Annotated in this window: 16 protein-coding genes and 1 tRNA gene; 8 read left to right on the forward strand and 9 right to left on the reverse strand. The window is 69.1% G+C overall.

Annotated elements, in window-relative coordinates; translation table 11 throughout:
- Window positions 1–84: 84 nt before the first annotated feature.
- The 4 genes from dctP to aceE all read right to left on the reverse strand — a co-directional run bounded on the left by dctP (window position 85) and on the right by aceE (window position 7,618).
- The gene (gene dctP, locus HNQ70_RS03350) at window positions 85–1,167 is read right to left on the reverse strand and encodes a TRAP transporter substrate-binding protein DctP (protein ID WP_183964197.1); all 1,083 of its coding nucleotides are present in this window, start codon (window positions 1,165–1,167) and stop codon (window positions 85–87) included.
- Window positions 1,168–1,421: 254 nt separating this feature from the next.
- Window positions 1,422–3,314 (reverse strand): dihydrolipoyl dehydrogenase, encoded by a 1,893-nt coding sequence (gene lpdA, locus HNQ70_RS03355; RefSeq protein ID WP_183964199.1) that lies wholly within the window; start codon window positions 3,312–3,314, stop codon window positions 1,422–1,424.
- A gap of 20 nt (window positions 3,315–3,334) precedes the next feature.
- Window positions 3,335–4,876 (reverse strand): dihydrolipoyllysine-residue acetyltransferase, encoded by a 1,542-nt coding sequence (locus HNQ70_RS03360; protein WP_183964201.1) that lies wholly within the window; start codon window positions 4,874–4,876, stop codon window positions 3,335–3,337.
- Between the two features lie 27 nt (window positions 4,877–4,903).
- On the reverse strand, window positions 4,904–7,618 hold the full coding sequence (gene aceE / locus HNQ70_RS03365; RefSeq protein WP_183964203.1) for a pyruvate dehydrogenase (acetyl-transferring), homodimeric type: 2,715 nt from the start codon (window positions 7,616–7,618) through the stop codon (window positions 4,904–4,906).
- 221 nt (window positions 7,619–7,839) lie between these two features.
- Between aceE and HNQ70_RS03370 the strand changes: the two genes are divergently transcribed.
- The 3 genes from HNQ70_RS03370 to HNQ70_RS03380 all read left to right on the forward strand — a co-directional run bounded on the left by HNQ70_RS03370 (window position 7,840) and on the right by HNQ70_RS03380 (window position 11,381).
- A complete protein-coding gene (locus HNQ70_RS03370) occupies window positions 7,840–10,578 on the forward strand; it encodes a PAS domain S-box protein (RefSeq protein WP_183964205.1) in 2,739 nt (912 codons plus the stop codon).
- A gap of 23 nt (window positions 10,579–10,601) precedes the next feature.
- Window positions 10,602–11,246, forward strand: coding sequence for a response regulator transcription factor (locus tag HNQ70_RS03375; RefSeq protein WP_183964207.1), 645 nt, complete (start codon window positions 10,602–10,604; stop codon window positions 11,244–11,246).
- A gap of 58 nt (window positions 11,247–11,304) precedes the next feature.
- Window positions 11,305–11,381: transfer RNA gene (locus HNQ70_RS03380), tRNA-Arg, on the forward strand.
- A 62-nt stretch (window positions 11,382–11,443) separates the two neighbouring features.
- On the opposite strand, the gene HNQ70_RS03385 is transcribed toward HNQ70_RS03380, so the two are convergent.
- Together HNQ70_RS03385 and HNQ70_RS03390 are read right to left on the reverse strand one after the other, a co-directional pair.
- On the reverse strand, window positions 11,444–13,732 hold the full coding sequence (locus HNQ70_RS03385) for a xanthine dehydrogenase family protein molybdopterin-binding subunit (protein WP_221302600.1): 2,289 nt from the start codon (window positions 13,730–13,732) through the stop codon (window positions 11,444–11,446).
- Between the two features lie 2 nt (window positions 13,733–13,734).
- The gene (locus HNQ70_RS03390; protein ID WP_183964211.1) at window positions 13,735–14,187 is read right to left on the reverse strand and encodes a (2Fe-2S)-binding protein; all 453 of its coding nucleotides are present in this window, start codon (window positions 14,185–14,187) and stop codon (window positions 13,735–13,737) included.
- A gap of 230 nt (window positions 14,188–14,417) precedes the next feature.
- Here HNQ70_RS03390 and HNQ70_RS03395 point away from each other — a divergent pair, with 230 nt between their 5' ends.
- The 3 genes from HNQ70_RS03395 to HNQ70_RS03405 all read left to right on the forward strand — a co-directional run bounded on the left by HNQ70_RS03395 (window position 14,418) and on the right by HNQ70_RS03405 (window position 17,696).
- Window positions 14,418–15,869: an alpha/beta hydrolase family protein gene (locus HNQ70_RS03395; protein WP_183964213.1), complete on the forward strand. Its 1,452-nt coding sequence runs from the start codon at window positions 14,418–14,420 to the stop codon at window positions 15,867–15,869.
- Window positions 15,870–15,991: 122 nt separating this feature from the next.
- On the forward strand, window positions 15,992–17,020 hold the full coding sequence (locus HNQ70_RS03400) for a metal-dependent hydrolase (protein WP_183964215.1): 1,029 nt from the start codon (window positions 15,992–15,994) through the stop codon (window positions 17,018–17,020).
- A 31-nt stretch (window positions 17,021–17,051) separates the two neighbouring features.
- The gene (locus tag HNQ70_RS03405) at window positions 17,052–17,696 is read left to right on the forward strand and encodes an SOS response-associated peptidase (protein ID WP_183964217.1); all 645 of its coding nucleotides are present in this window, start codon (window positions 17,052–17,054) and stop codon (window positions 17,694–17,696) included.
- Between the two features lie 27 nt (window positions 17,697–17,723).
- Here the strand turns inward: HNQ70_RS03405 and HNQ70_RS03410 are convergent, their stop codons facing one another.
- From HNQ70_RS03410 to HNQ70_RS03420, 3 genes are all read right to left on the reverse strand, one after another.
- Window positions 17,724–18,521 (reverse strand): enoyl-CoA hydratase/isomerase family protein, encoded by a 798-nt coding sequence (locus tag HNQ70_RS03410; RefSeq protein ID WP_183964219.1) that lies wholly within the window; start codon window positions 18,519–18,521, stop codon window positions 17,724–17,726.
- Between the two features lie 69 nt (window positions 18,522–18,590).
- Window positions 18,591–18,896, reverse strand: a complete 306-nt coding sequence (locus HNQ70_RS03415) for an H-NS histone family protein (protein WP_183964221.1) — start codon at window positions 18,894–18,896, stop codon at window positions 18,591–18,593.
- A 103-nt stretch (window positions 18,897–18,999) separates the two neighbouring features.
- Complete coding sequence (locus tag HNQ70_RS03420) at window positions 19,000–19,896, reverse strand: enoyl-CoA hydratase (RefSeq protein WP_246434576.1); 897 nt, start codon at window positions 19,894–19,896, stop codon at window positions 19,000–19,002.
- 108 nt (window positions 19,897–20,004) lie between these two features.
- Between HNQ70_RS03420 and HNQ70_RS03425 the strand changes: the two genes are divergently transcribed.
- Window positions 20,005–20,343 (forward strand): hypothetical protein, encoded by a 339-nt coding sequence (locus tag HNQ70_RS03425; RefSeq protein WP_183964223.1) that lies wholly within the window; start codon window positions 20,005–20,007, stop codon window positions 20,341–20,343.
- A gap of 54 nt (window positions 20,344–20,397) precedes the next feature.
- Window positions 20,398–20,811, forward strand: coding sequence for a hypothetical protein (locus HNQ70_RS03430; protein WP_183964226.1), 414 nt, complete (start codon window positions 20,398–20,400; stop codon window positions 20,809–20,811).
- The last annotated feature ends 337 nt before the right edge of the window (window positions 20,812–21,148 follow it).

Here is a 21,148-nt window from a genome sequence, read left to right on the forward strand (position 1 = left end):
TCCTCCACAGACGAAAAAAGCCGCGCAATGCGCGGCTTTTTTCCTTCCCGGTCCCCGCGGCGTGCCGCCGGGACCGGGCCGGACTCAGATCTTCTGCCCGTTCATGTACTGGTTGAACGGATACTCCGAGAAACGGTTCCACAGGATCTGGTCGCGCTGGAAGGCGCGCATGTCCTGGTGGATCTTCTTGAACTCGGGCGACTTCGCATCGTGCTCGGCGAAGACTTCCATCGAGGCCTTGAAGCCGGCATCCATCACCGCCTTTGGGAAGGCCTTCAGCTGGGTCTTCTCGGCCACCAGCTTCTTCAGCGCGATCGGGTTGAACGCGTCGTACTTGGCGGTCATGTCCGTCGCGGCCACGGCCATCGCAGCGTCGAGGATCGCCTTGTTCTCGCCGGACAGCTTGGCATAGGCCTTGTTGTTGACGAGGAACTCCAGGTCGGCGCCGCCTTCCCACCAGCCGGGGTAATAGTAGTACGGAGCCACCTTATTGAAGCCCAACTTGGCGTCGTCGTGCGGGCCGACGAACTCGCAGGCATCCAGCGTGCCCTTCTCCAGCGCCTGATAGACGTCGCCGGCCGGCATGTTCTGCGACACCACGCCCAGCTTGGCCATCGCCTCGCCGAACAGGCCGCCGCCCAGGCGCATCTTCAGCCCCTTGAGATCCGCCGCGCTCTTGATCTCCTTGCGGTACCAGCCGCCCATCTGCGTGCCGGTGTTCCCGGCACTGCGGGCATGGAAGTTGTACTCGGCGAAGAAGGCGTCGAGCAGCTTGTGGCCGTTGCCGTGCAGCTTCCAGGACGCCATCTGGCGCGCGGTCAGGCCGAAGGGCGCGGCGCAGCTCAGTGCGAAGATCGGGTTCTTGCCGGTGAAGTAGTAGCTGGCGGTCTGCGCCATCTCGATGGTGTCGGCCTGCAGCGCGTCGACCACGCCGAAGGCGGGCATCAGTTCGCCAGCGGGGTGCACGGAAACCTCGAACTTGCCGCCGGACATGGCCTTGACGGTCCTGGAGAGCATTTCCGCGCTGCCGAAGATGGTGTCGAGCGACTTCGGGAAGCTCGCCGCGAGGCGCCAGCGCACCGCCGCTTGCGCATGCACGGCAGGCGCCGCGCCGGCCGCGAGGATGCCGGCAATCCCGGCATTTTTGATCAGGGAACGACGATCCATCGTGTGAAGCTCCTGTTTCGTTGATGAAGGGCCGCCAGCGCATGGCCGGGATAGCGAATCGATGCCCCGTGACCGGGACATGCTCCGAGTGTAAACGCCTTCATTGCCCCATCAAGGGACAAACTCCATACGCTCGGCAGTTCCGCCAACATACGCCAAGGGGTTTACCCGAACGAACGGCCAGGCTCTAGAACGCCTGACGCGCGCGAGCGGACCCTCATCGCCGCGGCTCAGCGGCTCAGCGGCTCAGCGGCTCAACGCGGCTTGCGGGCCGGCATCAGGTCCGTGCAGACACCTTCGAAGACCTCGGCGGCCATCCCGATGGACTCACCGAGCGTCGGATGCGGGTGGATCGTGCCGCCGATGTCAGCCGCGTCGGCGCCCATCTCGATGGCCAGCGCGATCTCCCCGATCAGGTCGCCGGCGTGAGTGCCGACGATCGCGCCGCCCACCACCCGATGGGTCTGTTCGTCGAACAGCAGCTTGGTGAAGCCTTCGTCGCGGCCGTTCGCGATCGCCCGGCCCGATGCGTTCCACGGGAACACTGCGCGGCCCAGCTTGATGCCCTGGGCCGCGGCCTCGTCTTCGGTCACCCCGACCCAGGCGATCTCCGGATCGGTATAGGCGACCGAGGGAATCACGCGCGCATCGAACCAGCGCTTGTGCCCGGCCGCCGCTTCCGCCGCCACGTGCCCCTGGTGCACGGCCTTGTGGGCGAGCATCGGCTGGCCGATGAGATCGCCGATCGCGAAGACATGCGGGACGTTGGTGCGCATCTGCCCGTCGACCGCGATGAAGCCGCGCTCGTCGACCAGGACACCGGCCTGGGCCGCGCCGATCCGCGCCCCGTTGGGGCTGCGCCCGACCGCCGAGAGCACGAGGTCGTACAACTGCGGCTCCGACGGAGCGTCTGCCCCCTCGAACCACACCCGGATGCCCTTGTCGTGCGCCACCGCGCGCACCGCCTTCGCGCCCAGCATCACCCGGTCGAAGCGCCCGGCGTTGACCTTCTGCCAGACCCGGACCAGGTCCCGGTCGGCGCCTGGCATCAGCCCGTCGGACATCTCGACCACGTCCAGGCGCGCGCCCAGCGTCGAGTAGACAGTGCCCATCTCCAGGCCGATGATGCCGCCGCCGATCACCAGCATGCGCTCGGGGCGCGAGCGCAGCGCCAGCGCGCCGGTGGAATCCACCACGCGCGGATCCTCGGGCAGGAAGGGTAGGCGCACCGCCTGGCTGCCCGCCGCGATGATCGCCTGCCCGAAGCGGATCACCCGGACCTCGCCGCTGCGTTCCTGCCCGCTGCCCACCGTCAGTTCGACCCGAAGATGGTGCGGATCGAGGAAGCTGCCGCTGCCGCGGACCAGCTCGACCTTGCGTGCCTTGGCCATCGCCGCCAGGCCGACGTTGAGTCGCGACACCACCTTGTCCTTGCTGGCGCGCAGTGCGTCGAGGTCGATCTCCGGCTCGCCGAAACGCACGCCGTGCGCGGCAAGCGCGCGGGCCGCCTCGATCACGGCGGCGGTGTGCAGCAGCGCCTTCGAGGGGATGCAACCGACGTTCAGGCAGACGCCGCCGAGCACCGGATAGCGCTCGACGAGCACGGTGCGCATGCCGAGGTCGGCGGCGCGAAATGCCGCCGAATACCCACCCGGACCGCCGCCGAGCACCAGCATCTCGCACTCGAGATCGACCGGCCCGGAGTACGCCGCCGGGAGGACGACGGCGGTGGCGGCTGCTGGCTTCGTCGTCGAGCTCGCAGCGGGCGGCGCGGCTTCCGCGTCCAGGAGGCGCGGCGCCTGCGGGGCGGCCGGCGCCTGCGGGGCGGCCGGCGCGGCCGGCGGCTCTGCGCGCGCGGGTGTCGCTCCGATCGGCCCGGGCGCAAACGGCGCGGCCTGCTCCGCCGGCAGGGGCTCGATCAGCAGCAGCACCTTGCCCTCCGAGACCTTGTCGCCGAGCGCCACCTTCAGCTCCCGCACCACGCCGGCGGCGGAACTGGGAATCTCCATCGACGCCTTGTCCGACTCGACGGTGACCAGCGACTGTTCCGTGCGGATGGTGTCGCCCGGCTTGACCAGCAGCTCGATCACCTCGACTTCATCGAAGTCGCCGATGTCGGGAACCTTCACTTCAATCAACTGCGCCATGGTGTCGTCCCTGCCTTCGTTCAGAGCATCGCCCGGCGGAAGTCCGCCAGCAGCGCAGCAAGGTAGGCGTTGAAGCGCGCTGCCGCCGCGCCGTCGATCACCCGGTGATCGTAGGAGAGCGACAGCGGCAGCATCAGCCGCGGCGCGAACTGCGCGCCATCCCAGATCGGCTTCGTCGCCGCCCGGCACACCCCCAGAATGGCGACCTCCGGCGCATTGATGATCGGCGTGAAGGTCGTGCCGCCGATGCCCCCGAGGCTGGAGATGGAGAAGGTGCCGCCCTGCATGTCCGCGGGCGACAGCTTTCCCTCGCGCGCCCGCGCGGCGAGCGCCGAGGTCTCGGCGGCAATCTGCAGCACGCCCTTGTCGTCGGCATTGCGGATCACCGGCACCACCAGGCCGTTGGGCGTGTCGGCGGCGAAGCCGATGTTCCAGTAGCCCCGCAGCACCAGTTCATCGCCATCGAGCGAGGCGTTGAACTCAGGGAAGCGCTTGAGCGCAGCGACGCAGGCCTTGACCAGGAAGGCGAGCATCGTCACCTTCACGCCCGCCTTGCCCTGCTCCTCGTTGAGCCTGACCCTGAAGGCCTCCAGCTCGGTGACGTCCGCCTCCTCGTGATTGGTGACGTGGGGAATCATCACCCAGTTGCGGTGCAGGTTGGCCGCGGCGAGCTTTCGGATCCGCGACAGCCGCTCGCGCTTCACCGGACCGAACTTCTCGAAGTCCACCTTGGGCCAGGGGATCAGTCCGAGCGGCGCGCCACCGTCCGCCGGCGCGGCGGCCCTGGCCGCCTGCTCCGAGCGCGCGACTGCGTCCTTTACCCAGGCGCGCACGTCGTCATGGGTAATCCGCTGCTTCTCGCCGCTGCCGGTGACCCGCGCGAGGTCGACGCCGAGTTCGCGCGCGAACTTGCGCACTGAAGGGGATGCGTGCGGCTTGGGCTGTCCGGCGGGCGCCGGCGGCAGCTCGGCGGTGGGCGGGACGCGGGACGGAACCGGCGCCTCTTCGCGCACGCGCTGCGCGGCGCCTGCCGCGGCCTTCGCGGCGGCGGTGGGGCCGCCCTCCGGGGCCGGCGCGGGAGCCGGCGCGGGAGCCGGCGCAGGGCTGGGCGCAGGGCTCGGAGCAGCCGCTCCGGCGGCCGGCGGCGCATCGGTCGTCGGTGAATCAGCCTTCGGTGAATCAGCCTTCGGCGCAGCGCCCGGCACAGCTGCCTGCCCAGCGCCTCCGGTCTTGCCCTCGCCCTCGCCCTCGCCCTCGCCCTCGCCCTCGCCCTCGCCCTCGCCCTCGCCCTCGCCCTCGCCCTCGCCCTCGCCTGCGCCTGCGCCCTCGCCTTCGAGGATCGCGATCAGCGTGCCCTGGGACACGTGGTCGCCCAGGGTGACCTTCAGCTCCTTCAGCACGCCGGCCACCGACGACGGGATCTCCATCGACGCCTTGTCCGACTCCACGGTCAGCAGCGACTGCTCCACGGCGATGCGGTCACCCGGCTTGACCAGCACCTCGATCACTTCGACGTCCTTGAAGTCGCCGATGTCTGGCACCTTCACTTCGATCGTGCTCATGTTCTGGTGGCCTCGTATCGTGCGCGCTCAGGCATGGTGGGGGTCGGCCTTCTCGGGGTCGATGCCGTACTTGCGGATGGCCTCGGCGACCTTCTTCATCGGCAGCGCGCCCTCGTCGGCCAGCGCGCGCAGCGCGGCGACCGCCACGAAGCGGCGATCGACCTCGAAGTGCTCGCGCAGCCGGTAGCGGAAATCCGAGCGCCCGAAGCCGTCGGTTCCCAGCACCCGGTAGCTGCGCCCGGTCGGGATCCAGGCGCGCACCTGGTCGGCAAAGGCCTTCATGTAATCGGTGGACGCAACGACCGGGCCGCTGGTCTTCTCGAGCATGGAGGTGACCCACGGGGTTCGGATCTCTTTCGCGCCCGGATGCAGCAGGCTCCAGCGATCGCAGTCAAGACCGTCGCGGCGCAGCTCGGTGAAGCTGGTGATGCTCCAGACGTCGCCGGCCACGCCCCAGTCTTCCTCGAGCATCTCCGCCGCGGCGAGCACCTCGCGCAGGATGGTGCCGGAGCCCATCAGCTGGACCCTGTGCGCCGCCTTCTTCGGCCCGGGCCGCAGCAGGTAGCCGCCGCGAACGATGCCTTCCTGGTCACCCTCGCGCAGCCCCGGGTGCGGGTAGCTCTCGTTCATCAGCGTGATGTAGTAATAGACGTTCTCCTGCTTCTCCACCATGCGCTCAAGCCCGTGGCGGACGATCACCGCAAGCTCGTGCGCGAAGGCGGGGTCGTAGGAGACGCAGTTCGGGATCGTCGACGCCAGGATATGGCTGTGCCCGTCCTGATGCTGCAGCCCCTCGCCGTTGAGCGTGGTGCGTCCGGCCGTGCCGCCCAGCAGGAAGCCGCGCGCCTGCATGTCCCCGGCCGCCCAGGCGAGGTCGCCCACCCGCTGGAAGCCGAACATCGAGTAGTAGATGTAGAAGGGGATCATGATGCGGTTGTTCGTCGAGTACGACGTCGCTGCCGCGATCCACGAGCAGAACGCGCCCGCCTCGTTGATGCCCTCCTCCAGGATCTGTCCCGCCGCGTCCTCGCGGTAGTACATCACCTGTTCCTTGTCGACCGGGATGTACTTCTGCCCCTCGTGGGCGTAGATGCCGAGCTGCCGGAACATCCCCTCCATGCCGAAGGTGCGCGCCTCGTCGGGGACGATCGGCACGATGCGCGGACCGATCTCCTTGTCGCGCAGCAGCAGGGTCAGCATGCGCACGAAGGCCTGCGTCGTGGAGATCTCCCGCCCCTCGGCCGTGGCGTCCAGCACCGGCCGCAGCGCCTCCAGCGGCGGGACCTCGAGATGCTCGTCGGCGGTCCGGCGGCGCTGCGGCAGCGAGCCGCCGAGCGCCCGCCGGCGCTCCAGCATGTACTGCATCTCGGGCGACTCGGGATCCGGCCGGTAGAAGGGGATCTCGTCGAGCCTGTCGTCCGGGACCGGGATGTTGAAGCGGTCGCGGAAGAGACGGATCGACTCCGAGTCCAGTTTCTTGAGCTGGTGGGTCGGGTTCTTCGCCTCGCCCGCCGGACCTAGGCCATAGCCCTTCACGGTCTTGACCAGCAGCACCGTCGGCTGCTCGCGGTGACTGGCCGCGGCATGGAAGGCCGCGTAGACCTTGTGCGGATCGTGGCCGCCGCGGTTCAGCCGCCAGACGTCCTCGTCGGTCATCCGCGACACCATCTCCAGCAGGCGCGGATGCTTGCCGAAGAAGTGCTTGCGCACGAAGGCGCCGTCGTTGGCCTTGTACGCCTGGTACTCGCCGTCGACCGTCTCCTCCATGATCCGCTGCAGGATTCCGTCCTTGTCCCGCGCCAGCAGCGGATCCCAGTAGGAGCCCCAGATCAGCTTGAGCACGTTCCAGCCGGAACCGCGGAACTCGCCCTCCAGCTCCTGGATGATCTTGCCGTTTCCGCGCACCGGCCCGTCGAGCCGCTGCAGGTTGCAGTTGACGACGAAGATCAGGTTGTCGAGCTTCTCACGCGCGGCCAGCGAGATCGCGCCGAGCGACTCCGGCTCGTCCATCTCGCCGTCGCCGCAGAACACCCAGACCTTGCGGTTCGAGGTGTCGGCCAGCCCGCGCGCGTGCAGGTACTTCAGGAAGCGGGCCTGGTAGATCGCCATCAGCGGCCCCAGGCCCATCGAAACCGTGGGGAACTGCCAGAAATCCGGCATCAGCTTGGGATGCGGGTACGAGGACAGCCCCTTGCCGCCGACCTCCTGGCGGAAGCTGTCCAGTTGCTCCTCGGTGAGGCGGCCCTCCAGGAACGCCCGCCCGTAGAGCCCGGGCGCCGAGTGCCCCTGGAAGTAGACCAGGTCGCCGCCGTGCCCCTCGTGGGGCGCATTCCAGAAGTGGTTCATCCCCGTGCCGATCATCGTTGCCAGCGAGGCGAACGAGGCGATGTGGCCGCCCAGGTCGCCCCCGTCGGGCGGATCGTGCCGGTTGGCGCGCACCACCATCGCCATCGCGTTCCAGCGGATGAACGAGCGGATGCGCTCCTCGTACTCCGCGTTGCCGGGCGAGCGGGCCTCGAGGTGCACCGGGATGGTGTTGATGTAGGCGGTCTGCGCGGAGAACGGAATGAACGCGCCGGAGCGGCGCGCCTGATCGATCAGCCGCTCGAGGAGATGGTGCGCGCGCTCGGGGCCCTCGCGCTCGATGACCGCCTCGAGGGCATCGAGCCATTCGCGGGTCTCGACCGGATCCAGGTCGTTCGGATCCTGGGGCAGAGGCGAGCTTTCGGGCGCCGCGGACATGGCTGTCTCCTGGGTTCTGCTTGACGGGGTCTTCCCGGCCGATTCTAGAGAGCGCTGTCTAAACTGACAAGGAAAACTTCCGTGATTCGGAATGTCGTTTCATATCGTGACATTTTCTCCTTCCGCACCGGATCGGTCAGGAAGGACTTTCATATCCTGGCGTAGTCGCGAATGGACGCAATGCCTGTCGACGCCTACACTGCGCGGAGCCGCCCAACGACATGTCAGACAAGGCTCTCTCCTCCTCTTCGCGCGCCGAGCTGCGCGCGCTCAAGTGGTTCACGCTCACGCCCGCCCTGGGCCTGATCCTGTTCGCGCTGCTGATCGCGGGCTTCCTCTGGTACCTGAACCGGGTGGGCCTCGATCAGCAGCGCCAGACACTCTATCGCGACATCGAATGGGCGCAGCAGTCGATCCGGCTCGCGCTGCGGGAGGACCAGGACGCGATCGTCGCCTCGGCGCCCGACTGGGCGCTTGCCGACCAGCTCGAGGACACGCGGGCGCGCGGCCGCGAATTCCTGCAGCGCAGCCCCGACGTGATGTACCTGGCCCGCGTCACCCCGGACCGCAAGGTGCTCTGGATGCTGCCCGGCCGCGGTGTGGTCAGCGTCACGCGCAACCGCACCCCGGGCGCCCAGATCGAAGACTCCGCCGGCTACAACGTCTTCCACGAGGCCCGCGCCAGCCGAAGCCCTGCGTTCAGCGAGCCCTTCCTGGGCGAGGACAATGAGCTCACGGTGGAACTGCACGTGCCCATCCTGCGCGAAGGCGTCTTCTCGGGCACCGTGGTCGCCGGCTACTCGCTGAGCCGGCTGCTGACCGAAGCGCTGTCGCCGGAAGTCCGGGAGCGCTACCAGATCCACCTGGTCGACCAGGGCGGCAACCCGCTGGTGAGCACCTCGCCGCGCACCATCCACGAAACGAACCTGGGCTACGAGCTGCCGCTCGACCCCCCAGGCCACGGCATCCGGCTGCGCGCCTTCGCATTCGACACCCGGCCCAGCCTGGTCCGCAGCAGCCTGGTCGTGGTCGTGATCGGACTGTCGATCGCCAGCGCGGTGAGCCTGCTGCTGCTCTGGCGCCATTCGCGCCGGCGCATCGCCGCCGAGGCCGAGCGCGACCGGCTGTTCGAGTTCTCGCAGGACCTGATGTGCGTGTTCGACGAGCAGGGCAACTTCCTGCGGATGAACCCCGCGTTCGACCACTTCTTCGGCCCGGACGGCTCCAGCAGGCACCTGCTGGACCTGGTGCACCCGGAAGACCGGGAAGAGGTGCGCCTGGCCCTGGCGCAGGCCGCCGGCCCGCGCACCGGCGCCATCGAATCGATCGCGATCAGCTTCGAGGCGCGCTTCGCGGGCACCACCCAGTGGCGCTGGCTCCACTGGTCCGCGCGCAGCGACAGCAGCAAGCGCGGCCTCATGTGGTACGCGGTCGCCCACGACGTCACCAAGCGGCGCAACGCCGAAACCGCCCTCGCCGCCGAGACCTCCTTCCGGCAGGCGATGGAAGACTCCATGCTCACCGGCATGCGCGCCTTCGACATGGAGGGGCGCGTCACCTACGTGAACCCGGCCTTCTGCGAGATCGTCGGCTACGACGCCAGCGAGCTGCTGGGCGCAGTGCCGCCCTACCTCTACTGGAACCGCCAGGACCCGTCCGCCGACCAGCAGGCACTGGCCACGGTCCTCGAAGGCAAGGCCCCTGCCAGCGGCTTCCAGGGCACGGTACACCGCAAGGACGGCAGCGTGCGCTTCGTGCGGATGTATGTGTCGCCGCTGGTGGCCCGCGACGGCACCCAGACGGGCTGGATGACGTCGATGACCGACATCTCCGAGCCCAAGCGCATCCGCGAGGAGCTGGCTGCAGCGCACGAGCGCTTCACCACGGTGCTCGACGAACTCGAAGCTGCGGTGTGCGTGCTGCCGCCCGCCACCGGCCCCGGCACGACGCCTGCCGACCACATCGCACCGCTGTTCACCAACCGCACCTTCCGCCACCTCTTCGAGCATGCGGCCGATTTCTCGCCGCTGCTGAAGGCCACCGAGGACTCGGCGCCGGGCTGGCTGCCGCGCGAAGTGCTGCTGCCCCGCCTGGGCCGCTGGTACGAGGTGCGCGCCCGCCGCATCCGCTGGGTGGACGGGCGGCCGGTGCGCATGGTGGTGGCCACCGACGTCAGCCGCCGCCACGAGGCGGAGGAACAGCACCGCAGGCAGGACGAAAAGCTGCAGCGCACCTCGCGCCTGGTCACCATGGGCGAGATGGCGTCTTCGCTCGCCCACGAACTGAACCAGCCGCTGACCGCGATCGCCAACTACTGCATGGGCCTGTCCGCGCGAATCCGTACCCGCGTGGCCGCCGGCGCCGAGCTCGACGCCGATGAAATGCTGCAGGCGCTGGGCAAGACCGCCGCGCAGGCGGAGCGCGCCGGCATGGTCATCCGCCGCATCCGCGAGTTCGTCAAGCGCAGTGAGCCCGAGCGCCGGCACTGCGAGGTCGAGAAGATCGTCGCCGACGCGATCGGCCTGGCCGAGATCGACGCCCAGCGCCTGGGCGTGCGCATCGAGATCGACCTGCCGCCGGAGCCGCCGACCCTCAACGTCGACCCCATCCTGATCGAGCAGGTGCTGCTCAACCTGGCCAAGAACGGCATCGACGCGATGCGCAACGCGACCGCGCCGGTGCTGCGCGTCTCGGTGCGGGTGCTCGGCGGCGCAATCGACTTCGCGGTGGCCGACGTCGGGCCCGGACTCACCCCGGAAGCCCGCGCCAAGCTCTTCGAGCCCTTCTTCACCACCAAGGCCGAAGGCATGGGCATGGGGCTGAACATCTGCCGCTCGATCATCGAATCGCACCAGGGCCGCCTCTGGGCCGAGACCAACGAATGGGGCGGCTGCACCTTCCGCTTCACCCTCCCGCTGGGCACCGCCGGCGCAAGCACCAGGGTGGCCAGGGCCGCCTGACCATCCCTCCCGAAAAGCACGACATGAGCCAGACCCCCTCCTCCACGCCGCCCGATTCCATCGTCTACATCGTCGACGACGACGAGGCGGTGCGCGACTCCCTGCAGTGGCTGCTCGAAGCCAACGGCTTCGGCGCCCGCTCATTCGCCAGCGCCGAGGACTTCCTCGCAATGCTGCGCGCGGGCTCCGGCCCGGCGGCGGTCTCCTGCCTGGTCCTGGACGTCAGGATGCCTGGGATGACCGGCCCCGAGCTGCACGACGAGCTGGTGCGCAGCGGCTACCGCCTGCCGCTGATCTTCATCACCGGCCATGGCGACGTGCCGATGGCGGTGGCGAGCATGAAGAAGGGCGCCGTGGACTTCCTCGAGAAGCCCTTCAACGATGCGCAACTGTGCGCGCTGGTGCGCCAGAGCCTGGACAGCGCCGGCCGCGCCCACGAGCAGGGCAGCGCGGAGCGCGCCGCAACCGAGCGGCTGGAGCGACTGACCTCGCGCGAGCGCCAGGTGCTCGACCTGATCGTGGCCGGCCGCCTGAACAAGCAGATCGCCGACGATCTCGGCATCAGCATCAAGACGGTGGAAGCGCATCGCGCCAACATCATGGACAAGCTGGACGCGCGCACCATGGCCGACCTGATGAAGACTGCGCTGCGCGCAACAGGCAGGTAATTTTGCCCCCCAGGCTTGCGCACGCTGCCAATGCTTATGCTATAGTTCGAGGCTCAGCGCGCCCGTAGCTCAGATGGATAGAGTACCTGGCTACGAACCAGGTGGTCGGAGGTTCGAATCCTTCCGGGCGCGCCACAGTACCCAGAAAGCCGGCTCGCGCCGGCTTTCTGCTTTTCTGCTCGCGTTTCTGCTCGCCATCACGCCAGCTGCCCCCGGATCGGCAGGCTGCGGATCCGTTTGCCGGTGGCCGCGTGGATCGCGTTGCACAGCGCCGGGGCCACGGGTGGCACGCCCGGCTCGCCGACGCCTCCCAGCGGACTGTCATAGCCGGTGGGAATCACCAGGTGGGTGCGGATGTCCCGCGGCGCCTCGTCGATGCGGGCGATCGTGTAGTCGTGGAAGTTGCTCTGCTCCACGCGCCCGCGCCGGAAGCTGATCTCGCCGGTCATGGCCAGGCTGAGTCCCTGGATCACCGCACCCTCAAGTTGCGAGCGCACGCGGTCGGGGTTGATCACCGCGCCGCAGTCGATCGCGATGTCCACGCGCGGCACCCGCACTTCCCCCTTCGGTCCCACCGCCACCTCGACGACCGCCGCGGCATAGCTGACGAAGCTGCGGTGTGCCGCGATGCCAAGGCCATGCCCCTTGGGTAGCCTGCGCCCCCAGCCTGCCTCGCTGGCCACCCGCTCGATCACGCGGCGCAGGCGCCCCGTGTCGAAGGGATAGCGCTTGGGATCCTCTCCGTAGAGCCATCCGTCTGACATCTCGGCCGCGTCGATCGAGCGGTCCGGGCCCAGGAGCTCGATCAGGTAATCCTTCGGGTCGCGCCCGGCCGCAGCGGCAAGCTCCGCAGCGAAGCTCTGGATCGCGAACGCATGCGGGATGTTGGACACCGAACGGAACCAGCCGATCCGCGTGTGCGCCTCGGCCTCCGGGTTCTCGACCCGCAGGTTGGGGATTGCGAAGGGCACGTCGACCGCGCCCATGCCGAGCTCGAATGGCGCCTCGTTCTTCGCGCCGGGCACGAAGATCGAGAGGATCGTCGGCGCCACCGTGCGGTGCAGCCAGGCGACCGGCCTGCCCGAGGCATCCAGCCCGGCCTCGATCCGCTCCACCGACGCGGTATGGAAGAAGCCGTGGTGCAGGTCGTCGTCGCGGGTGAAGGTCAGCTTGACCACGCGGCCGTCCATCGCCCGCGAGAGGATCGCGGCCTCGATCGCGAAGTCCGGCTTCGACTTCCGCCCGAAGCCGCCGCCCAGCAGCAGCGGGTGGACCATCACCTTTTCCATGGGCAGCCCGAGGCGCTTGCTCAGGTCGATGCGGATCGCCTCCGGGTTCTGCACGCTACACCAGATCTCGCAGCCCTCGGCAGTGACGCGCGCGGTGGCAGAGGGCGGCTCCATCGTGGCATGCGCCAGGTGCGGGATGTAGTACGACGCCTCCACGCGGCGGGCCGCGCCGGCCAGCGCGGCATCCACCGAGCCCTGGTCGCGCACCACCTTGCCGGGTCGGCGCGCCGCAGCCTCGAGCGTCTCGCGATAGCGCGCCGAATCGTACTGGGCGTTGGGCCCTTCGTCCCACTCGATCTCGAGCAGGCCGCGCGCCTTGATCGCCGCGAAAGTGTTCTCAGCGATCACCGCAACCCCGCCCAGCGGCTGGAAGGCCGACGGGATGCCAGGGAAGTCGATCGGCAGCACCTTGAGCACGCCGGGCACCCGTTCGGCCCGCGACGAATCGAAGCGCTTGAGCCGGGCGCCGTAGACGGGCGGGCGGGCCACCACCGCGAAGGCCATGCCCCTGGCCCAGGAGTCGATGCCGTAGCGCGCCTTGCCAGTGGTGATCTCCACGTTGTCCACCAGGCCCATGCCTTCCTTGCCGATGTAGCGGAAGCGCTCCACGGGCTTGAACGAGAGGGTTTCGCGCGCAGGCACCTGGCGCGCCGACGCCCCCTTGGCCAGCTCGCCGAAGCCCAGGCGCCGGCCGCTGGGCGCATGCACCAGCGCATGGTTGTCGGCGCGCACCTCCGCCAGCGGCACCCGCCAGCGCGACGCCGCCTCCTCCTCGAGCATGCGGCGCGCCGACGCGCCGATCCGGCGCAGCGCGTCGAAATGGTGGCGCATGCTGCGCGAGCCGTCAGTGTTCTGGTTGCCGTAGCGCGCCTCGTCGCCCGGCGACTGGCCGACCTGCACCCGCGACAGCTCCGCCTCCAGTTCGTCGGCGACCACCATCGCCCAGCTGGTGCGCACGCCCTGCCCCATCTCGGCGCGGTGACACAGCAGCGTGACCAGGCCGTCCTCGCCGATCGACAGGAACACCTTCGGATCGTCCTTCAACCCGCCGCTCATCGCGTGCGCGCCGTACTTCTTCGGCTCGGCGGCCAGCGCCCCGGGCAGGCCGGACGCAAGCACGAGAGACCCGGCCGCCACGCCCTGCAGGAATCCGCGCCGGCTCAGGTTGAGCACCTGCGATGCATCCTGGACACGCATGCTCATGCCTCCTTCGAAGCGTGCCTGATCGCCGCACGCACGCGGGGGTAGGTGCCGCAGCGGCAGAGGTTGCCGCGCATCGCCTCGTCGATCTGCTCGTCGGTGGGCCGCGGGTTCGTCTTCAGCAGCGCGGCCGCCATCATGATCTGGCCGCTCTGGCAGTACCCGCACTGCGCGACGTTCAGGACGCGCCAAGCCTCCTGCACCGGATGATTGCCGTCGGGCGACAGGCCTTCGATCGTCGTGACCGCGCGCCCGTCGAGGCCGCGCATCGGCAGGGTGCAGGACAGCACCGGTTCGCCGTCCATCCAGACGGTGCAGACCCCGCACAGCCCCTGGCCGCAGCCGTACTTCGTGCCGGTCATGCCGGCGAGATCGCGCAGGTACCAGAGCAACGGCATGTCGGGATCGCCATCGAAGCGATGCGGCTGGCCGTTCACCGAGAAATTCGTCATGGATCTCTCCTCACCTCAGGCTCATTTCGTGATCCCGCGCAACGTAACCCACGCGCGCCGGCGAAGGGAAGCCCCTGCGGAGCCGGCGCAGGCCGGAAAGCGCAGCCCTCGGGAAATCCCTTGCCACCGGCAGATCGGCCACCGGAGCGGGGCCGCCTTGGGTAGCATCGTTGCAGCCTCGCGCGGGCTGGCCGCGCGGGCGCATCAAAAAAATGAACCCGGAGACCAACATGCACCCCTACCCCGCACTCAGATTGTCGGCGCTCGCCCTGGCGGTCGTCGGCGCGCTCGCCGCCTGCAGCAGCGGCGGCGACGGCGATCCCGCCCCGGTTCCCGAAGCTCCCCGTCCCCAGGACGCCCGCGTCTACGCTCCGGCGGAGGCTGCGGCAACCACCTTCGCCGCGATGGCGGCGGCGCCGACCGACACGGTCGACATGAGCACCACCAGCCGCTGGGCTGGCGTGCTCGGCGGGGCGTCCTATCGCATCGAGGTGCCGGCCAACTGGAACGGCAAGCTGGTCATGTACGCGCATGGCTACCGCGGCACCGGCAGCGCGCTCACCGTGAGCGACCCGAGCATCCGCCGCCACCTGATCCAGAACGGCTACGCCTGGGCGGCTTCGAGCTACAGCCGCAACCACTACGACGTGCGCGCCGGCGTCGAGGACACCAACGCGCTCGCGCTCCAGTTCACGAAGATCGCCGCGGCCAATTCCCGCCCGCTCCCCGAGCCCTCGCGCCTGTACATCACCGGCCACTCGATGGGCGGTCACGTCACCGGCGCGGCGATCGACGAGGAAGCGCAGACCACGGCCAACAACCGGGTCCGCTACCACGGCGCGGTGCCGATGTGCGGGGTGATGGGCGACACCGAGCTCTTCAACCAGTTCGCTGCGATGCAGGTCACCGCCCAGGCGATCGCCGGCGTGCCCAGCTATCCGTTCCAGAAGTGGTCGGAGATCAGCGGGCTGGTCACCAGCACCCTGTTCCAGACCTTCCCGGGCACGCCCACGGTCACCGGCCAGAAATACCTGTCGGTGCTGCAGAACATCACCGGCGGTGTGCGCCCGATGTTCGACCTGGGCATCGCCGTCGGCGGCAGCTTCCCGTCGGCCTGGGGCACCTTCGGCGGCGACGGCACCATCAGCGGCATCCTGAATCACAACGTGCTCGACACCACCGGCTACACCTACACGATCACCGGTGACGCGGCCGGCTCGACCGCGCTGAACGCGGCGGTGCAGAAGGTGTCACCGGAGCCGGACGCCAACCGGCTGCGCACCGACGGCCTTCGCTGGGTGCCCAAGGTGAACGGCGACTTCAGGATTCCCGTCGTGTCGATCCACACGCTGGGCGATCTGTTCGTGCCCTTCAGCATGCAGCAGACCTTCCGCCAGCGCACCGACGCCAAGGGCAACGGCGCATGGCTGGTGCAGCGCGCGATCCGCGGCGCGAGCCACTGCGACTTTACGGTTGCAGAGCAGGTCGATGCCTTCGAGGCGATGGTCCGGTGGGAGCGCGACGGCATCAAGCCGGCCGGGGATGACGTGGTGACGCCGGCCACCGTGGCGGCGCCGACCTTTGGCTGCGCGTTCACCGACAACACGATCGGCCCGGACGACGGCGGCACGGTGCGGGCGCTTCGGCCGGTCATCCTGGCGAACTCGGCCTCCTGCTCCTGATCGTCGAGAGGTGCGGGGCGTCCTGCCCCGCACCCCGACCGGGGGCATCCATCCACGGCGGCCCCGGTCGGCCCCGGTCGGCCCCATGCGGGCCGGGCGCCACTGCGCTACCCTGCGCGCCCATGGACTCCATCTCTCAATTCGCACTGGGCGCCGCCGTCGGCGTCGCCGTCATGGGCCGGCATACCGCGCCCTGGAAGGCCGCGCTGTGGGGCGGCGTCTGCGGCACCCTCCCGGACCTGGACGCGCTGATCGACCACGGCGATCCGGTCAGCAACATGACGCTGCACCGGGCGCAGACCCATGCGCTGTTCTGGCAGACGCTGGCGGCGCCACTGCTGGCGGCCCTGGCGGGGGTCTTCGGCCGCGGCAGTTGTTCCTGGCGCGACGGCTTCGGGCGCAGGCTCCTCGCGGTCTGGCTGATACTGGTGACGCATGCGCTGCTCGACGCAATGACCGTCTACGGCACCCAGCTCGCATTGCCCTTCAGCAACCATCCCTTCGGGGTGGGCAGCATCTTCATCATCGACCCGCTCTACACGATCCCGCTGCTGGTGGGACTGGCGGTCGCGGTGCGCGCGCGAAGGCCGGGGCACCTGACGTGGAACCTCGCGGGGCTCGCGCTTTCCACCGCCTACCTCGCCTGGAGCGCCGCGGCGCAGTGGCAGGTCACCGCCGCCGTCCGCGCGCAACTGGCAGGCGCCGCCGGCGCGCCGGTGGAGCGCGTGCTCGTGACGCCGGCGCCCTTCAACACGCTGCTGTGGCGGGTCGTGGTGATGCGCGAGCACGGCTACGACGAGGGCTTCGTCTCGCTGCTCGACCGGGGCCGCCCGGTGCGCTTCGACACCTTCCCCCGCGACGCGGCGCTGCACGGGCAGCTGCGCACGCTCGAGCCCGTTGCCCGCATCGCGTGGTTCACCAAGGGCTTCTTCAGCGTGAACGAGCGCGACGGCGTGGTGCGGATCACCGACCTGCGGATGGGCCAGGAGCCGTTCTACGTCTTTTCGTTTGCAGTGGCGCGGCGGGCCAGCGAACCGGCGCCGATCACCCCGCCGCAATCCGCGGGAGGACGCGGCGGGCTGGACCCCTGGGCCTATCTGGGCTGGATCGCGAGGCGCAGCCTGGGCGCGGACCTCCCGCCGCCGCACTGAACGCGCGCGCCGCGCGGCGTAGACTGCGCCCATGTGCGGACGCTACGTGCTCTACGGACCAGGCAGCCGGCTGGTCGAAGGATTCGACCTGCGCGCGACGCCGCCGCTTCTGCCCCGCTACAACATCGCGCCCGGCAGCCCGGTCCTGGCGATCCTGCAGGGCCCGGAGGGGCGGCGGGCGCAGACCTTGCGCTGGGGGCTCAAGCGCAATGGCAGCGTGCCCAACGTCCGCGACGACAGCGTCGCCAAACCCTGGGCCTGGCGGCTGATGCACGAACGCTGCGTGCTGCCGGCCGACGGCTTCTACGAGTGGCAGGCGCCGAACGACCCCGGCGCCCGCAAGCAGCCCTGGTACGTCAGCGCGTCGTCGGGAGGCTTCCTCGCCTTTGCGGGAGTGCTGGGGCACTGGGACGAAGCGGGCGTGGCCCTCTTCACCACCGGACCCAACGGGACGATGCGCCCGATCCACGAGCGCATGCCGGTGCTGCTCGATGCCGCGGGCGTGGCCCGGTGGCTGGACCCGCACACGCCGGCGGCGCAGGCCGCCCAGCTGCTGCGGCCAGCGCCCGACGCAGCGATCCGCGCGTGGCCGGTGTCCACCGCCGTCAACGACGCGCACCACGAAGGCGCGCAGCTGATCGAGCGCCTGCCCGGTGAGCCCGGTGAGCCCGGCTGACGAACCACGGAGCGCGGGTCGCGCGCCTCAGCGCCCGCGGTAGACCGGCTCGCGCTTCTCCAGGAAGGCCTGGACACCCTCGCGGTAGTCCTCGCCCATCTGCGCCAGGATGAACTGGTCGCGATCCAGTGCGGCGGTGCTGGCGGCAAGCGCATTGGCGTAGGCGTTGATCCCCGCCTTGCACATCCGCAGCGGCACCGGCGGCATCTGCGCGGCGCGCTGCGCGAACTCCATTGCGCGCGCCAGCGACTGCCCCGCGGGCACGCATTCGTCGACCAGGCCCCAGGCGGCCGCTGTGGGCGCGTCGATCTTCTCAGCCAGCATCACCAGCCGCTTCGCCCGCGAAGGACCGACCAGGTTGACCAGCCGAGGCACCGAACCCCAGCTCATGTTCATGCCGCGCTCCACCTCCGGCACGTAGAAGCCGCCGCTGGTGTCGGTGACGCGCAAGTCGAACGACGCCGCCAGCGCCACCCCGCCGCCGACACACCAGCCCTCGGTGGCGAGCACCGTCAGCGGCTCGAGCCGCTCCCAGGCGGCGCACATACGCGGCCCCACCGCCAGGATCTCGCGGCGCTCCGCGAGCCCGATGTCGGCGGCAGGCGCCCCTTCGCCCAGATCGAAGCCGTAGGTGAACAGGCCGGGCGGCCCGGTGACGACGATCGCCGAGATGTGCGGGTCGGTTTCCAGCGCCTGGGCCGTCTCGAGCAGCGCCTGCATCGCGGCGCGCGACATGGGATTGCCGCGGCGCCCGCTGTCGAAGGTGACCCGGACGATCCGGCCGTCACGCTCGATCTTCACCGGACCCCTGGATTGGACGCTCATCCTCGCTCCCGGACCTGATTCAGTGAAACGGACATTTCGGACGTTCGTTCGATTGCGCGTCGGGAAACTTCAGCGGATCTCGAATTCCGCCCGTTCCTTTCCGGCGATCCAGTTCGGCGCCCTGCCGCGCCCGCTCCAGGTCTTGCCGCTGACGGGATCGCGATACCTGGCGGGCGCGGGGGCGGAAGTAGCACGGCGTGCGGCGCGCTTGGGCTTGGATCCGGCCTTCGGGAACACGTCCGCGGCGGTCAGTTCGAACTCGGCGACGATTGCGCGGACATTCGCGATCGCTTCCTTGACTTCACGCTGGCGCGCTTCGGCGATCTGCTTGTCGAGGGCCGATTTCCTTGCGATCAATTCCTTGAGACTGGCCATGGCGATTCCGTTCAGCAAATGAAGTGAGGACGCAAGTCTATTCGGATTTTCAGCGAATTTCTAATCCGCGCATTCCCGTAAGCACTCCGACCTGCAAGACCTCTCATTTGCCGGTGAATGCCGGAGGGCGCCGTTCCACGTAATGCGCGACGCCCTCCCGGAAATCCTCGCTACGGAAGCTGAGCGCCATCTCGGCGAGCGACACCGCGATATCCTCGCCGAGAGTGCGGAACTGCGCGTCCCAGATCTGGCGCTTCATCACCCGCAATGCGCGCGGCGAGACTTCACTGGCCAGCATCCTGGCGTAGGCCATCGTCTCGGTCATCAGTTCTCCGGCCGAGACCACGCGGTTCACCAGCCCCATCCGCTGCGCCTCGTCCGCCGATACCTTTCGTCCCGAATACATCAGGTCGAAGGTATTTGCCATTCCGACCAGTTTCGAGAGCAGCCAGGCGCAGCCATGCTCGGCGACCGCGCCGCGCCGGGAAAAGCCGGACAGGAAATACGCATCAGCGCTCGCAAAGCGGATGTCGCAGTAGAGCGGATAGACGAATCCAAGTCCCGCGGCGACGCCGTTGAGCGCGCACAGCACCGGCTTGCTCACCGCCGGGAAATAGCTGAACGGGCCGTGGAAATCCGGGCGGCTCTGCGGATCGTAGGGCGGCAGGCGCGGCACGCCGTCGTCGTCGTGCGCGGCCGAGTCGCCGATCCCTTCCAGCAGGTCCATGTCGGCGCCCGCGCAGAAGCCGCGGCCGGCGCCGGTCAGCACGATCACGCGAACCGCATCGGCCGCGTCCGCAAGCCGCATGGCTTCTCGCAACTCCGCGGCCATCCGGTGCGTCCAGGCGTTCAGCTTGCGCGGCCGATTCAGGGTGACGACTGCGACGCCGTCGTCGACGGCGTATTGGATCTGCTCGAACGACATGCTGTGCTCCCGTTGGAAGAATGAATGATGGTGAACCCGCCGCGACTGGCGGGCGGCAATCGTCTCGAAAACCATTGCGCCACGAAGGCGACCGAGTCACGTGCATTCGCGCCGGAGTAGGCTGTTCATGGCGGCGGAATGCCCCCGCCGCATGGTGTCGACGAATCCAGAAAGGAGACAACCATGTCCGGACCGAAACGCCTGCTGCTTGCAGCGCTTGCCTGCGTGCCTTTCGCTGCGTTCTCCGCAGACCCTTCCGTGACCATCGAGTCCCCAGCCGATGGCGCGAAGCTCGACGCAATGGCCCAGACGAAGATCGTCTACGCCGTCGAGCCCGGCCCGCAGGGCGACCACACGCATCTCTACGTCGACGGCAAGGAGGCTGCCATCCTGCGCAGCCTGAAGGGCAGCCATACCCTCGCGACGCTGGCCGCAGGGGCTCACGACATCTGCATCAAGGTCGTGAACAAGGCGCACACGCCGATCGGGGTCGAGAAGTGCATCAAGGTGAGCGTGCAGTAGCGCCCGCGGCGCACTGACGGCCCGCACTGCCGACCAGCAAGGAGCGACCCGGCGATGGACTGGCAGAACGCCACGTACGCGCTGGTCCAGGTCGCCCACAATTTCGGTGCGGTCGCGGTGGTGGGCGCCCCGCTGTTCGTGCTGTGGCCCGCCCATCCAGGCCCGTCGATGCGACGTGCGCCGGCCTGGATGGTGCTCTGCGGGTGGATGCTGCAGGGCGCCTCCGGTGCAGCATTCGGCGCGACGAGCTACTACTGGTATGGCGCCTTTCCCGACATCCACGGGGTGGCGGTCGCGGCGCTGGCGATCAAGATGGGCTGCGCACTGGCCGGCATCGGGCTGTCGGCCGCGTTGCTCCTTGCCGGTCCCGGCATCCGCGAGGCTCGGGGTCGCCTGCTCTGGAGCTGGCTGCTCGCGGCGGGCGCAACTGCACTGACCGCCGCTGCCTTCCTGCGCTGGTTCTCCTGAGCGCCGCGACAGACCGGCGGACGCCCTCGGGCCCTGCGGCAGTTCAGCCACGCTGCCCGCAGCGACAGCGACAGCGACAGCGACAGCGACAGCGACAGCGACAGCGACAGCGACAGCGCCCGATGCTTAGGCGAGATCCTGGTGGATGCAGAGAAAATTCCCCTCGGGAAGGTCTGCACAACTGGACTTCCGCACGCCGGACCACGTCAATGCGAAAGTTGATGTCGAACCGCTCAGCTACGCCTGTCGTTTCGTCGGTTCTGCCCAACGGTAAACGCCATTGGCGGGATGTTTTTCAATCTGCAGGCGGATTTCGGGCGTGTTCATCACGCCGCCG

This window comes from Quisquiliibacterium transsilvanicum (assembly GCF_014202215.1).
Taxonomy (GTDB): domain Bacteria; phylum Pseudomonadota; class Gammaproteobacteria; order Burkholderiales; family Burkholderiaceae_E; genus Quisquiliibacterium; species Quisquiliibacterium transsilvanicum.